General features: G+C 66.2%; 14 protein-coding genes. 7 read left to right on the forward strand and 7 right to left on the reverse strand.

The genetic code is table 11. The features are described from left to right. Nucleotides 1-458: 458 nt before the first annotated feature. The 7 genes from ACTIFF_RS02485 to ACTIFF_RS02515 form a co-directional block, all read right to left on the reverse strand. Complete coding sequence (locus ACTIFF_RS02485) at nucleotides 459-2474, reverse strand: TonB-dependent receptor domain-containing protein (protein WP_439535398.1); 2016 nt, start codon at nucleotides 2472-2474, stop codon at nucleotides 459-461. Nucleotides 2475-2528: 54 nt separating this feature from the next. After that, nucleotides 2529-3197, reverse strand: a complete 669-nt coding sequence (locus tag ACTIFF_RS02490) for a PEP-CTERM sorting domain-containing protein (protein ID WP_439535399.1) — start codon at nucleotides 3195-3197, stop codon at nucleotides 2529-2531. 81 nt (nucleotides 3198-3278) lie between these two features. After that, complete coding sequence (locus ACTIFF_RS02495; protein WP_439535400.1) at nucleotides 3279-4136, reverse strand: FxDxF family PEP-CTERM protein; 858 nt, start codon at nucleotides 4134-4136, stop codon at nucleotides 3279-3281. 122 nt (nucleotides 4137-4258) lie between these two features. Further along, nucleotides 4259-4633, reverse strand: a complete 375-nt coding sequence (locus ACTIFF_RS02500; protein ID WP_439535401.1) for a DUF2946 family protein — start codon at nucleotides 4631-4633, stop codon at nucleotides 4259-4261. Nucleotides 4634-4637: 4 nt separating this feature from the next. Then, nucleotides 4638-5162 (reverse strand): YcnI family copper-binding membrane protein, encoded by a 525-nt coding sequence (locus ACTIFF_RS02505; RefSeq protein ID WP_439535402.1) that lies wholly within the window; start codon nucleotides 5160-5162, stop codon nucleotides 4638-4640. Nucleotide 5163: 1 nt separating this feature from the next. Beyond that, nucleotides 5164-7263 (reverse strand): TonB-dependent receptor family protein, encoded by a 2100-nt coding sequence (locus ACTIFF_RS02510; RefSeq protein ID WP_439535403.1) that lies wholly within the window; start codon nucleotides 7261-7263, stop codon nucleotides 5164-5166. Nucleotides 7264-7364: 101 nt separating this feature from the next. Beyond that, the gene (locus ACTIFF_RS02515; protein WP_439535404.1) at nucleotides 7365-7727 is read right to left on the reverse strand and encodes a DUF2946 family protein; all 363 of its coding nucleotides are present in this window, start codon (nucleotides 7725-7727) and stop codon (nucleotides 7365-7367) included. 131 nt (nucleotides 7728-7858) lie between these two features. Between ACTIFF_RS02515 and pcnB the strand changes: the two genes are divergently transcribed. The 7 genes from pcnB to ACTIFF_RS02550 all read left to right on the forward strand — a co-directional run bounded on the left by pcnB (nucleotide 7859) and on the right by ACTIFF_RS02550 (nucleotide 13429). Continuing rightward, entirely contained in the window at nucleotides 7859-9202 is a 1344-nt protein-coding gene (gene pcnB, locus ACTIFF_RS02520; protein ID WP_439535405.1) for a polynucleotide adenylyltransferase PcnB, read from the forward strand. Beyond that, a complete protein-coding gene (locus ACTIFF_RS02525) occupies nucleotides 9199-9552 on the forward strand; it encodes a DMT family protein (protein WP_439535406.1) in 354 nt (117 codons plus the stop codon). The genes pcnB and ACTIFF_RS02525 overlap by 4 nt, the downstream gene beginning before the upstream one ends. A gap of 29 nt (nucleotides 9553-9581) precedes the next feature. After that, the gene (locus ACTIFF_RS02530; protein ID WP_439535407.1) at nucleotides 9582-10220 is read left to right on the forward strand and encodes a deoxynucleoside kinase; all 639 of its coding nucleotides are present in this window, start codon (nucleotides 9582-9584) and stop codon (nucleotides 10218-10220) included. Beyond that, nucleotides 10217-11053, forward strand: coding sequence for a 3-methyl-2-oxobutanoate hydroxymethyltransferase (panB, locus tag ACTIFF_RS02535; protein WP_439535408.1), 837 nt, complete (start codon nucleotides 10217-10219; stop codon nucleotides 11051-11053). Before ACTIFF_RS02530 ends, panB begins: the two co-directional genes overlap by 4 nt. Nucleotides 11054-11121: 68 nt before the next feature. After that, the gene (gene panC, locus ACTIFF_RS02540) at nucleotides 11122-11961 is read left to right on the forward strand and encodes a pantoate--beta-alanine ligase (RefSeq protein ID WP_439535409.1); all 840 of its coding nucleotides are present in this window, start codon (nucleotides 11122-11124) and stop codon (nucleotides 11959-11961) included. Between the two features lie 103 nt (nucleotides 11962-12064). Further along, nucleotides 12065-12448: an aspartate 1-decarboxylase gene (gene panD, locus ACTIFF_RS02545; protein WP_069040451.1), complete on the forward strand. Its 384-nt coding sequence runs from the start codon at nucleotides 12065-12067 to the stop codon at nucleotides 12446-12448. A gap of 102 nt (nucleotides 12449-12550) precedes the next feature. Then, entirely contained in the window at nucleotides 12551-13429 is an 879-nt protein-coding gene (locus ACTIFF_RS02550) for a LysR family transcriptional regulator (RefSeq protein WP_439535410.1), read from the forward strand. Nucleotides 13430-13483 lie beyond the last annotated feature (54 nt).

The following is a 13483-nucleotide window of genomic DNA, read 5'->3' on the forward strand; positions in this document are numbered from 1 at the left end:
TGGCGTTCTCCAAAACATGACTCAGTCGTCGTGCTTAGCCACCGGAATATCCCAAAACTTTTTAGTTATGACCGTTCGATACCGTACATAGGTAATCCCTGATCACGGCTCCTGACCAGTTCCGTACCATTTTCCAACTGTCAATGCCGCGGCCGACTCCACATCGGAAACGGAGGTGCTCCGGGGTTCGCACACCCGGATCGGACACGGGGGCAACGCTGCAGCGCGCACCGATCGTGAAAGAAACCCCGGCGGCAGTTCCTTGCACAAGGGCACGCAGGCACGACGCCACCGGCGCGGCGGCTGGTGAAAGGCACCGGTTCTGCCGCGTTTCATTCCTGGCGGCGCGCCGAAGCCGTTCCGGCCGCTGCACGCGGCTCCGCCCTGAGCGTCGGAAAACGCGTCGCTCGTCTTTCGTCGATCTGTCGAACTGCACCAAACCACCCACCGCTCACCGCTCAGAAGTCGGCGCGCGCGCGCAGCCACGCGAGCCGCCCCGGTTCATTCACCCTTTCGGTCAGCACCAGCCCGGCCGGCTGAAAGCCACCGGTGCGGCTGATGTGTTCGGCGTAGGCGCGGTCGAACAGGTTGTCGACACCGGCGCTCAGCACGATTCCCTGGATTGCCTGCCAGCTCAGCATCACGCGCACCGTGGCAAAGCCCGGCGTCTCGCCGAGGTCGGTACCGAGCGCATTGCCAAAGCCTGCATGCACCCGGTCCTGCCGCTGCACCAGCCGGACACCGCCGCTCACACTGAACGTGGGTCGCAGGTATTCGAGTCCGAGTCGCATCTCCGCCGGCGAGGTCTGGGCCAGCGGAACGTCCTGCGTCAGGTTGTCCGCCCGGGTCCATGCCACGGAACCCACCGCGTGCAGATCGCCGACGACGCGCAGTCGCGCGTCCAGCTCGGCACCGACACGACGCGCGTCCACATTGCGTGCGGTGATGCCCTGTTCGGCGAGGATGAAATCGCCGATCCGGCTGTGGAAGGCATTCAGCGCGACGCGGGTATCGCCGGCGCGCCAGCTCAGCCCCGCGTTGATCTCGCGGTTGGTTTCGGCGTCGACGTGGAAAGAGGCGAAACTTGCCCGTTCCAGATTCGACGCGGCGCGCTGTGCGACACCGAAAGCGATGAAGCCGTCGAGCGACGGATCGATCTGCCACTGCAGCCGCACGAAGCCGGAGCGCAGCGTTTCGGTGCGTTCATCGCCACTGCCCGGCAACAGCTGGGTACCCAGGAAGTTGCGCAGCTCACCCGCCTGCGTGCGCAGGCGATCGACGCGCAGGCCGGCACGCAGCGTGACGGTGTCACGACGAAGGGTCGCTTCGGCGAACGCACCCTGCGCGCGCGCGTCGAGGCTGTAGAACGACGTCAGCGACGCGGTCGACAGCGGACAGTTGTCGGTACCGGTGAAACAGGTACGCGTGGTGCGGAAGTTGTCGCCTTCATGCTCGTCGTCGCGCAGATCGGCGCCCACCAGCACATCGGTGGCCGCATCGAGATCGAAGCGAGCACTCAGGCGGGCCGTGCGTCCGGTGTAGTCCTGGCGCATCAGCAGCGTGGGGAACTGATCGAGAAAGCCGGGCACCAGTTCGACTGGCTTGATCGGGCGATAGGTGTAATCGTCCATCAAATGATTCACGTGCTGCCAACGCACCGAAAACTCCAGCGCCGACAGCGTCCGGCCGGGTCTGCGATGGGTGAGTTTCGCGCCCCACACCGAGCGCTTGAAGCGCGTGCCGTCCATGTGGAAGGCCGGAAAGCCGGCGATCGCGTCGCCATTCTCGATGTCGACTTCCACGTCGGTGTCCGGGCCGAGCCGCACGCCTGCAGCAAGCGTAGTCGAATACCTCGTGTAGAAGGACTGGAAGCGGCGTCCCGCGCCATCGCGGTAATCATCGGAATCGTTGCGTACGGCACCGGCCCGCAACCAGAACTGCTCGCCCGACCAGCTGTATTCGGCCGACAGATCAAGCCGGTCAAAGCCGCTGCGACCGACGGCCGCCCTCAGCCGGCTGCCCTGGCCCGGCTCGGGCGGCAGGCGCTGCACGCGTATCTGACCGGACAGCGCCGGGCCGAACTGCACGGTATTCGGTCCCTTGACCACGGTCAGCACGTCATAGCTGTCGGGCTGCAGATAGGAGGTCGCCGGGTCCATGCCGTGATTGCAGGCGGCATCGGCAACGGCATCGTTCACGACGATGGGCAGGCGCGCGCCGCCCAGTCCGCGCAGGAAGGCGCTGCCGGCCGTGCCGCCGACCCGGCTGATGTTGAAGCCGGTGATGTCGCGCAGCAGCTCCGACGCATCGCTGTTCGAACGCGGCATGTCACGCAGATCGACCACGGTGTCGGGCGCGCCATTGCTGCGCGTGGCGGTGATGCTGACCGTCGGCGCGACCGTCTGCGAAGCGGCAGCGGTCGACCACAGCAGCAGGCACAAGCCGCACGCCCGCAAGGAAAGGTTGGATGTCATCGAAATGGGTCGCTCTCCGGCACGACGAATGGCGCTCCGGAGAGTGGCTCCTTATCAGCTGCGTCGGGCCGCCCGGCGCGCCGCGACAGCCGTCAGACCGAGACCGCCCAGCAGCAGCGCCCAGGTCTGGGGTTCCGGTACCGGCGGCGGGCTCACTTCATGTTCGAAAGCCACGGCGACGCGGATCTGGTTGCGGAACGGGTCACCCATGCCGGGCATTGCGACATGGTGATACATCGACCCGTTCAGGTTCAGCCAGAGACTGTTTTCGTCATGCGAAAAATGCAGCGACGGTTCGAAGCCTTCGATCAGGTTGCCGCTCTGGCCGCTGACGTAGCCGGTGTTGCTGATCGATGCGGATTCGATCGGTTCGAGCACGTTGGCGGCGTCGAACACCCGGAAGCCGATGAATTCGGGCGAACCGAAATTCATGAAATCGATGCTGCCGGTGTAGGTGAATGCCATTCCGCTGTCGAAAATGTCCACGCTCCATGAAGACGTACCCGCTGAATTGAGGCTGATCTTCGGTATTTCGACGGCATCGCCCACGCTGACCACGAAGGTCTGCAGCGCCTGGAAGCCCGCACCGAGTCCGAGATCGAGGCCGTACTGGACGGTGACGGCATGGTCTTCGAAACTGGCGTGCGCACTTGCGGCTGACGGCGCGAAGGCAGCGGCAGCTGCGATGCCGACGATGAAACTGCGTGAAAGTGCATTTCTCATGATGGGTATTCCTTTCGTTCGAAAATGTGAGGCGGATCGGTCAGCCCGATCCGCGTGCGTGAACCGGCAGTGCGAATCCACTCAGATCAGCGTGGCGCGGCGGCGCGCGATCAGCCCGATCAGACCGAGGCCGGCGAGCATCAGCGCCCAGCCCTCGGGCTCGGGCACGGCGGTGACCGACAGCGCTGCCGAAAAGCCGCGCTGCGCCGAACCGGCGTCGAAATCGATGTACGGGCTGGCATAGCGCGCGCCGCCCACGATCAGGCTGTAGCTGCCGGCCGCCAGCGTGAAGCGGGCCGAGACCGTGCCGTCGGCACTGCCGTCACCGGTGATGTCGATCACCTTGTCACCGTTGACGTCGACGCCGGCGCCATCCACGGCCTGGCCGATGTAGCCCAGCCGGGCCGACGCCCAGCCGGCCGTCCCCACTTCGGCCAGCTTGTTGCCGAGCCAGAAATCCCCGCTGGCGTTGAAGGCGCCCTCACGCGTCCCGGTGATGCCGGCGCCGAGATAGTTCGGATTGAGCGTGGGCAGGAAGCCCGGATGATTGGCGAGGTAGTCCGGATGGTCGCCGCCTTCGAAGGCCGCTGCCGGTGCCAGTCCGCTGTACAGCGAAAAGCCCGGGATCAGGTCACCCAGGGCAGTCAGCGTGTTGCCGCCGCTGAGGTAGTCGACGCTCACAGCGCTGACCGTCAGCGTGACGACCGATGTTTCGGTCAGCGTGAACTTCGCCCAGCGCAGGCGGTGGCTGTCACCCCAGTCGGCGTCGGCACCATCGGCCCAACCGAAGTCGGACGTGACGCGCTGGTTCGACAGCGTCCAGGTATTGCCCGACTGCACGCCATTGGCGAGGAAGTCACGCGTGCTGTAGCTGACATGGGCAAAGGCGGAAGCGGAAAACAGGCCGGCGAGTGCGGCCACGATGATTCTGTTCTTCATGAAAAGTACTCTCCTTGATACGTGCAGGCGCGCCGAGCCGTGCAGCTTTCAGCGCGCGGAAGCGCACGACTCCGTCCTCAGGCAGTAGCCAGAGGTCGGTGCCGGACGATTTGGCAGGTGAATCAGGAGAGCAGTGGTGGCGCGCGTGGCTGCCAATGCGCGCCGGTTTCGATCCGGTGCCCGGTATCGATGGCGCGCACGATCGGCGCGCCGGACCGGCTTGATCCGGTGAGCGGAAATGAAAGCGGTGGGGGCGGCAGCGCGCCGGCCGGGACGCACAGCGCGCAATGCTGGCCATGGGATGGCGTGTCGCCGGAGCCGCCCCGGATGTCCCCGGCGCCCGCTGCCGACACGCTGCAGATTTCGTCGAATGGCGTGGCGACGCGAACGGCGCCCCCCAGCGATGCCAAGACGAACTGCAGGACGAACGCGCACAGCAGCCCCCACGCCAGCTTGAGCCGGCGTGCGGTGCGGGGTGGGCGCGCGTATCGGCTCACGGGTTCAGTGATGCGGCCGGGATTCCGCCGGCAGCAGATCGAGAACGGCCGCCGGCATCTTCACATCACGCATGCCCTGGCCTTCGGCCGGAATCTGCGACCAGTCGTTTACGCCACGCTCGCAGTGCTGCATCACCTTGAACCAGCGTCGTCCGGGCGCATCCGGCAGCTTCATCATCAGCGCGAATTCGTCATAGTGCGCGTCCGCCAGCGGACCACCGGTCCAGGTGACTTCAACCACCGCTTCAGCAACCGGCTTGCCGTGATGCATCAGCGGCTGCGCCAGCCTTTCGGTGCGCACGGCGACGGTCCAGCCGGGCTTCACCATGGGCTTTACGCTGGCCATCGGCTCAGGCAGACGTATGGTGATGGCGGTGGTCGGCGACCCGTCGCAGCCGTGCCCGACGCGGAAGGTGCCCTTGTAGTAACTGCCGGCAGACGCCGTCTGCTGCTCCAGCACGACATGCGCCGCCGCCACGACCGGCAGGCCGAGCAACGCGAGCGCCAGGCAGTTCAGATATCGATTCATCTCACATTTTCCATTCGATGCCGGCATAGACGGCGCGACCTTCGCCCGGCAGATAGACATTGCGCGCCCCGGCCGCCAGCGCGCTGAAGTCGCGCACGACATGGGTGCTCGCGGCATAGCGGCGGTCGGACAGGTTGCGCCCTTCGATGAACCACGAGAACTGCTTGCCGACCTGCTGCTGGACGCGCAGGCCGAAGAGGGCGTAGTCGTCGGCGAATTCGGTATTGGCCATGTCGACCGCGTAGCGCTGCGGCGACCATTCGGTGCTGGCAGCGATCTTCAGCGGACCGCCGGGCGCCGCGTTGAAGCGGTAGCCCAGCTCGCCGCGGAACAGCGTGCGCGGCACACCGGGCAGCCGGTTGTCGCCGAACAGCGGGTCGTTGTCGAAGCGGAAGTCGTTGTACAGCAGCGCCTGGCGCCATTCGAAGCCGGCGCCGAAGCGGCCGTCGGCCGCGAACTCGATGCCGCGATGGATCGTCTTCGGCACGTTCAGCGTGGTGCTGACCGGTGCGCCGCCCAGATTGAGCGTGTAGGCCAGCAACTCGTCGGTCACCCGGGCGTGGTAGAGCGCGAAGTCGTAACGCCCCCATGCAAAGTCGCCGCGGCTGCCTGCTTCCCAGGTGGTCGCACGCTGCGCACGCAGCGAGTCGATCACCGTCGCCCCACCCGTCAGCTCGCCGAAGGACGGAGGCTCGAAGCTGCGCGACACGTTGGCGAACAGCTGCATCGACGGCGCAACGTCGTGGCGCACGCCGAGCTTCGGGCTCCAGCCGTCGAAGCTGCGCGCGAAGCTTTCGTCGCCGCCGGCGCAGGCCAGCGGTCCGCCGGCGAAGCACAGGTCGCGGCTCTTGCGGCGCGCGTGCGTGTATTGCGTGCCGACCACCGCGGTCCACGCGGGCGCAAAGGTGAGCTGGCTTTCGACGTAGCTTTCGAGATTGCGCGCGCTGGTGTCGAGCTTGTTGGTGCGCCCGCCGCGACGACCCGCGACGTTCACGAAGCGATCATCGTCGGTGTCGCCGCGCGCGGCGCCGACGCCGGCAACCAGACGATGCGGCAGACCGGCCAGCGTCGCTTCGGACACGACGCGCAGTTCGGCGCCGAAATCCTTGCTGCGCTGGTCGAGCACCTGGAAGATCGGGTGAAACAGGTCCTTGTCGACGTAATAAGCCGACAGTTCGACCCGCAGGCCGTCACCGGCCAGCCACACGGTGCGGTTCGACACGCGCCACAGGTCGATGTCGCGCTTCTGGTCGCCGGTGATGTTGGTCAGCGCGGCCTGGCGCGGATTGGCCTGCAGCTGTGCACGCGTCAGATTGCCGGGCAGCTCCGAATCGCTCTTTGCGGCCTGCACGAAAAAGCGGGTTTCCAGCGAAGGGGCGATGCGCAGCCCGATATTGCCGACGATGCGCTGGGTGTCCTGCCGCGCATGGTCGCGAAAGCCGTCCTGCGTGAAGCTGGACAGGCTGAGATAGCCATCGATGTCGCCGGCGACGAAGCCGGTGGCGATCTGGCTGCGCAGATAGCCGAAGGCGCCGGTTTCCGCGCGCACGGTCAGCCGGGGTGCGTCGTGACCGGTGGGCGACACGTAGTTGATTGCACCGCCCAGGCTGCTGGCGCCGTACTGCAGCGCATTGCCGCCGCGCCACACCTCGATGTAGCGCGTGGCGAGCGGCTCCAGCACCTGGAAGTCGCCGCCGCCATCGGCCTGGTTGATCGGCACGCCGTCCTGCATCAGCTTGATGCCGCGCAGGTGAAAAGTGCGCTGCAGGCCGGAGCCGCGGATCGACAGGCGCGACTCTTCCGAGCCGAAGCGCGGCTGCACGAACACACCCGCGCTGTAGCCGAGCGCATCCTGCAGGGTCGACACACGCGCGTCGCGGAAAGATTCGGCGTCGATGACCGAGGCGCCGCCCGGCGTCAGCGCCATCGCGGCACGGGCGGATTCGAGGTCGGCCAGCGTTGTGGACAGGATGCGCCGGGCCTCGATGTGCTGCTCCGGCAGCTGAACCGTGGTGTCGGCCGCCATCGCAAGGCTGCTGACGGCAATGGCAAGGGGCGACAACGCGAGCAGGCGCGCAGCGGCCACGAAGGTCGATTGCATGAAGGATGTTCCGTAATGCGGCCGCGCAAAAGGGCGCGACGAGGTCGGATGGCGGCGCGCACGGCGGCAGGGCCGCGCGTCACCGGCAGATCAGGCGGGGATCAGGCGTGCCGGGGCGGCGCGCGCGGAGACGCCGCAAGCGGCGTGAAGGTCGGAAACTCGGGCGTGAGCCGCGCCGGCGGCGGCTCGGCTTCGGCGTGGCGTGCAAACACCGCATCGAAGGCAGGCGCCGGCAGCGCGAAAGCGGTTTGCGCCATGCACCACGGACAGTGGCCCGGCTTGACCGATTGCGGTGTGCCATCCTCGGACAGCACCTGAACGCCGAACACGGTACAGATTTCCGTCATCGCGGTCGGGTCGACCGACTGCTGCCAGCGCATCAGCGTCGGCAGCAATGCCTGCGCGCAGACCGCGAAGATCGCGATCAGCAGGGTCAGGCGGAAATGGGTGCGGAAGGCATTCATCGGCGCGGATGGTAGCGCGCCTGTCGATCGACATGCAACACGACGGACTGACGCGTGCCGGCTTGCGTTAACATGGCGCGTCGATTATCCAAGCGCCCGGCGCCGGGCCGCGCCAGAAAGTCCCACTACTGATGATCCGAAAGTTGCTGCGCCGGATATTCCGTCGCCCCGAAGACCACACCGGCCCGCATGCCAAACGCCCGAGCGGCCCGGTCAGCATCCCGATTGCCCAGCACGGCATCTCACGCGACGCACTGCTGCCGGCCGCGCGCCGGGTGTGCGACGGGCTGCAGGCCGAGGGCTATCAGGCCTATGTGGTGGGCGGTGCGGTACGCGACCTCATCGCCGGCATCGTGCCGAAGGACTTCGACGTCGCCACCAGCGCGACTCCGGAACAGGTGACGGCGGTGTTCCGCCGGGCACGCATGATCGGGCGCCGCTTCAAGATCGTGCATGTCATGTTCGGCCGCGACACGATCGAGGTGACCACTTTCCGGGGTGATTCCGAAGCGGTGACCGACGAGCACGGCCGCATCCTGCACGACAACGTGTTCGGCACCATGGAAGAAGACGCCGCGCGGCGCGATTTCACGGTGAATGCGCTGTATTACGACCCGGCGACCGAAACCGTCATCGACTTCCACCACGGTGTGGCCGACCTCAAGCAGAAGACGCTGCGCATGATTGGCGAAGCACCGCGCCGCTACCGCGAGGACCCGATCCGCATGCTGCGCGCGGTGCGCCTCGCGGCCAAGCTCGGGCTGGTGATCGACCCGGACGCGCGCGACCCGATACGCTCGATGGCCAGCCTGCTCGAGAACGTACCGCCGGCGCGCCTGTTCGACGAAATGCTCAAGCTGCTCACCAGCGGTCACGCCGTTCGCTGTGTGCGCCAGCTGCGCGAGGATGGCCTGCATCATGGCCTGCTGCCGCTGCTCGACGTCATCCTCGAACAGCCGATGGGCGAGCGCTTCGTCATGCTGGCGCTGGAGCGCACCGACGAGCGGGTGCGTGAAGGCAAATCGATCTCGCCCGGCTTCCTGTTCGCCACCCTGCTGTGGCACGAGGTTCTGGCTGACTGGGAAAAGCGCAAGGCGGCGGGCGAATCGTCGATCCCGGCCATGTTCGAGGCGATGACCGTGGTGCTCGACCAGCAGGCGGAAAAGCTCGCCATCACGCGGCGCATCGCCACCGACATCAAGGACATCTGGGCGCTGCAGCCGCGCTTTGACGCGCGCGCCGGAAAGCGGCCCTTCCGTCTGCTCGAACTGCCGCGCTACCGCGCCGCCTACGACTTCCTCCTGTTGCGCGCCGGCTCCGGCGAGGTGCCGCAGGAGCTGGCCGACTGGTGGACCGAATTTGCCGACGCCGACGGCCCGACGCGCGAAGCGATGCTGAGGCCGGAAGAAGCGGTCAAGAAACGTCGTCGCGTCCGTCGCAAGCCGAACGGCATCAGCCAGGTCGCGCCTGAATGACGATGCCGCAGTTGCCTGTCTGGTTTCAGACCGGCGGTCTGCTGGTGCTGTCGAACATTTTCATGACCTTCGCCTGGTACGCGCACCTGCGCGATCTGAATCATCGGCCCTGGTGGTACGCAGCCCTGTTTTCATGGGGCATCGCGCTGTTCGAGTACCTGCTGCAGGTGCCGGCCAACCGCATCGGCCACACCCAGCTGACGCTCGGCCAGCTGAAGATCATGCAGGAAGTGATCACGCTGTCGGTGTTCGTGCCGTTCGCGATCTTCTACATGCACGAGCCGTTCAAGCTTGACTACCTGTGGGCTGCGCTGTGTATGCTGGGCGCGGTGTATTTCATCTTCCGCTGACCCGAACTTCCGACCGGAATACCGCACCGATGCTGGACAAAGCACGCTACATCGTCGTCGAAGGGCCCATCGGCGTCGGCAAGACCTCGCTCGCCCGGCGCCTCGCTGAACACCTGCAGGCGCCGACGCTGTTCGAAAAGCCGGAAGAAAATCCCTTCCTCGGCCGCTTCTACCAGAACATGGAGCGCTACGCGCTGCAGACCCAGCTGTTCTTTCTCTTCCAGCGCATGGAACAGCTGCGGGAGGTCGCGCAGGATGACCTTTTCTCCGGCCGCCTGGTGGCCGACTTCCTGATCGACAAGGATCCGCTGTTCGCGTCGATGAACCTGACCGATGACGAGTACGCGCTGTACCGGCAGATATTCACTGCGCTGAAGCTGCAGGCGCCAGCGCCGGATCTGGTGATCTACCTGCAGGCCAACGCCGATACGCTGGCCGACCGCGTACGCCGGCGCGGCATCGATGCCGAGCGGCGCATCAGCGAAAGCTACCTGGCACGCGTGGTGGAGCGTTACGCGCGCTTCTTCTACCAGTACGATGCGAGTCCGCTGTTCATCGTCAATGCGGAAGAGCTCAACCCGGTCGACAGCGACGACGATTTTGCGCTGTTGGTCGAGCGGCTGACCCAGATGCGCTCCTTCCGCGAATTTTTCGGATACGCCACATGACCTATGTCCGCGATACCGACCCGGCCCGCCGCCCGGTCACGCTGAATACGCTCGCCCGCATGCGCACCGCCGGCGAACCGATCGCCATGCTGACCTGCTACGACTCCACCTTCGCGGCGGTGTGCGACGCCGTGGGTGCCGACGTGCTGCTGGTCGGCGACTCGCTCGGCAATGTGCTGCAGGGCCACGACACGACGCTGCCGGTCACCATCGACGAGATGGCCTACCACACGGCATGCGTGGCACGCGGGCTGCGCAACGTGGAAGGTCGCGCCTTCCTGATCGGCGACATGCCGTTCGGCAGCTATCAGGAAAGCCGCGAACAGGCGATGCGCAACGCCGTGAAGCTGCTGACCGCTGGCGCCCAGATGGTGAAGCTGGAAGGCGGCGCGCACATGGTCGACACCGTGCGCTTCCTGGTCGAGCGCGGCGTGCCGGTATGCGCCCACCTCGGCCTGACGCCGCAGTCGGTGCATCAGCTCGGCGGCTACCGCGCGCAGGGCGTGACCACCGAATCGGCCGAACGACTGAAGGCCGACGCCGCGCTGCTCGACGACGCCGGCGCCTCGATGCTGGTGATGGAAATGGTGCCGGCCCGGCTGGCGACGGACGTCACGGCCGCGCGTCGCTTCATCACGATCGGCATCGGCGCCGGGCTGGACTGCCACGGCCAGGTGCTCGTGCTGCATGACGTGCTCGGCCTGTTCCCCGGCCGGCGCCCGCGTTTCGTGCGCAACTTCATGCCGGGTGCCGACGACGTGCAGGATGCGCTCAGCCGCTACATCGCCGCGGTCAAGGAACGCAGTTTCCCCGGCCCCGAGCACGCCTACTGAGACGCGCTGGCGCGTCTTTTTCCGCTCTTCTCGTCGCGCTTTTCACCGCCGCCTCCCCGCACTCCGCCATGCAGATACACCCGACGATCGACGGCCTGCGCGCCGCGCTTGACCCGCTGCGCGCACAGGGCGCGCGGATCGCCTTTGTGCCCACGATGGGCAATCTGCACGAGGGCCACGCCTCGCTGATGCGACAGGCCGGCACGCTGGCTGATGTCGTCGTGGCCAGCGTGTTCGTCAATCGCCTGCAGTTCGCCCCGCACGAGGATTTCGATCGCTACCCGCGTACCCTGGATGCCGACTGCGCCCGCATGCAGGCGGCGGGCGTGGCGCACGTGTTCGCGCCATCCGAAGCCGAGCTGTATCCGCAGCCGCAGACCCTGCGCGTCGTGCCCGACCCGGTGCTGGCTGACCTGCTCGAAGGCGCGTTCCGGCCGGGCTTCTTCACCGGCGTCGCCACCGTGGTCGCCAAGCTGTTCAATATCGTGCAGCCGCAGGTGGCCGTGTTCGGCAAGAAGGACTACCAGCAATTGATGGTGATCCGCCAACTGGTGCGCCAGATGGCGTTGCCGATCGACATTGTCGGCGGCGAAACACTGCGCGCCGACGACGGACTGGCGCTGTCGTCGCGCAACGGCTATCTGTCCGCTGCCGAGCGCGCGCAATCGGTACAGCTGTATGAAGCGTTGTCCGCGGCACGTGATGCACTGCGGGCCGGAGACCGGGAATTCGCGCGCATCGAACGTAACGCCACGGTGTTTCTTGAGGCCCGTGGCTGGTCTCCACAATATGTTGCAGTGCGACGACAAGCCGACCTACAATCGCCGTCCGCTCACGAATCCAGTCTGGTGATCGTGGCCGCCGCCCTGCTCGGGACGACGCGCCTGATCGACAACCTGGAAGTGTAGGTCGCCACGATGCGCTCAACGCCGGTGGTGTTCCAGCAGCGCTCTGTTGTGCGTGCTGCGGCACGTGCAGTGGTCGAAACAGCGCGATATCGAAGGAGCGCCCATGCAACGCACCATGCTTCAGTCCAAGCTGCACCGTGTCACGACCACCCATTCCGAACTGCACTACGAAGGTTCGTGTGCGATCGACCAGAACCTGCTCGACGCGGCGGACATCCGCGAATATCAGGCGATCGACATCTACAACGTCACCAACGGCGAACGCTTTTCAACCTATGCGATCAGCGCGGAACGCGGAACCGGCATCATTTCGGTCAATGGTGCGGCGGCGCGCAAGGCGGCAGCGGGCGACCTGCTGATCATTGCCTGTTTCGCGCAATACACCGAAGTCGAACTGGCCCGCTTCGAACCGAAGCTGGTGTACGTCGATGGCAAGAACCGCATCGTGAACCAGCGCGGCCACATTCCGGTGCAGATGGCCGGTTGAGCCACCGGAGGTTCGCCTCGACCTTCCAGGGCCCGCGCCACGCGGGCCTTTTCACGTGCGGCGATGTGAAACAATGCAGCCTTGACCATCGACTGTCCCGCAATGAACCTGCACCTTCTGCGCATCTTCCACGCCGTCGGCGAGCACACCAGCTTTTCGCGCGCGGCTGAACATCTGGGCGTCAGCCAGCCGGCGGTATCGAAAGCGCTGCGCGAGCTGGAAGACCAGCTCGACGTGGTGCTGATCGAACGTGGCGCGCGCGTCGTCTCGCTGACCGAGGCAGGTCAGGTGCTGTTCGAATACGCGGTGGGCATCTTCGCGATGGAGCGCGAGGCACTCGAAGCATTGCAGGCCTATTCCGACCTGGAACGCGGCCGCCTGCGCATCGGTGCAAGCATGACCGTGGCGGCTTACTGGCTGCCCGGTTACGTGGCCGACTTCGCCCAGGCGCATCCGGGCGTGTCACTGAGCCTGACCAGCGCCAATACGCAAACCATCGCCGAAAGTCTGCTCGCCTGCGAGGTCGACATCGCGCTGGTCGAAGGCCCGGTCGAGGATGAGCGCATCGAGTCACGTCCCTGGCGCGAAGAGGCGCTGCTGATCGTCGCGCCGCCCGACGACCCGCTGGCGAAAGCGGGCGAAGTCACGATTGACGCGCTGTCGCAGGCCACATGGGTGGTGCGCGAACCCGGTTCGGGCACGCGCGAAGTCGTGAATCGCTGGCTGGACAAGCTGGGCATCCGCCCCGCCCGACTGATCGAAGCCGGCAGCACGGAAGCGGTCATCCAGACCGTGGCCGCCGGCGGTGGCGTTTCCATGGTGCCGCGGGTCAGTTCAGCCGACCAGATTGCGCTCGGAAAGGTCGCCACCCTGACGCTGCCCGGCGTGCAGTTGAGCCGCCAACTGTACCGATTGCGCCTGCCACGCCGTCCGCTCAGCCCGGCAGCGTTGGCCTTCGAGGCGATGATTGCCACGGACTGAAGCAGATGCAAGTTTCAAGATTCAAGATGCAAGGAAAGACGGGCGCCGCGTTCC

The organism is Methyloversatilis sp. (assembly GCF_051861465.1).
Lineage (GTDB): Bacteria > Pseudomonadota > Gammaproteobacteria > Burkholderiales > Rhodocyclaceae > Methyloversatilis.

Excerpts from the sequence above, each read along its gene's own strand:
- panD (WP_069040451.1), top strand. The coding sequence starts at position 12,065 with ATGCAACGCACCATGCTTCAGTCCAAGCTGCACCGTGTCACGACCACC.
- ACTIFF_RS02505 (WP_439535402.1), bottom strand. The coding sequence starts at position 5,162 with ATGAATCGATATCTGAACTGCCTGGCGCTCGCGTTGCTCGGCCTGCCG.
- panB (WP_439535408.1), top strand. The coding sequence starts at position 10,217 with ATGACCTATGTCCGCGATACCGACCCGGCCCGCCGCCCGGTCACGCTG.
- ACTIFF_RS02495 (WP_439535400.1), bottom strand. The coding sequence starts at position 4,136 with ATGAAGAACAGAATCATCGTGGCCGCACTCGCCGGCCTGTTTTCCGCT.
- ACTIFF_RS02490 (WP_439535399.1), bottom strand. The coding sequence starts at position 3,197 with ATGAGAAATGCACTTTCACGCAGTTTCATCGTCGGCATCGCAGCTGCC.
- ACTIFF_RS02550 (WP_439535410.1), top strand. The coding sequence starts at position 12,551 with ATGAACCTGCACCTTCTGCGCATCTTCCACGCCGTCGGCGAGCACACC.
- ACTIFF_RS02515 (WP_439535404.1), bottom strand. The coding sequence starts at position 7,727 with ATGAATGCCTTCCGCACCCATTTCCGCCTGACCCTGCTGATCGCGATC.
- panC (WP_439535409.1), top strand. The coding sequence starts at position 11,122 with ATGCAGATACACCCGACGATCGACGGCCTGCGCGCCGCGCTTGACCCG.
- pcnB (WP_439535405.1), top strand. The coding sequence starts at position 7,859 with ATGATCCGAAAGTTGCTGCGCCGGATATTCCGTCGCCCCGAAGACCAC.
- ACTIFF_RS02510 (WP_439535403.1), bottom strand. The coding sequence starts at position 7,263 with ATGCAATCGACCTTCGTGGCCGCTGCGCGCCTGCTCGCGTTGTCGCCC.
- ACTIFF_RS02485 (WP_439535398.1), bottom strand. The coding sequence starts at position 2,474 with ATGACATCCAACCTTTCCTTGCGGGCGTGCGGCTTGTGCCTGCTGCTG.
- ACTIFF_RS02530 (WP_439535407.1), top strand. The coding sequence starts at position 9,582 with ATGCTGGACAAAGCACGCTACATCGTCGTCGAAGGGCCCATCGGCGTC.
- ACTIFF_RS02525 (WP_439535406.1), top strand. The coding sequence starts at position 9,199 with ATGACGATGCCGCAGTTGCCTGTCTGGTTTCAGACCGGCGGTCTGCTG.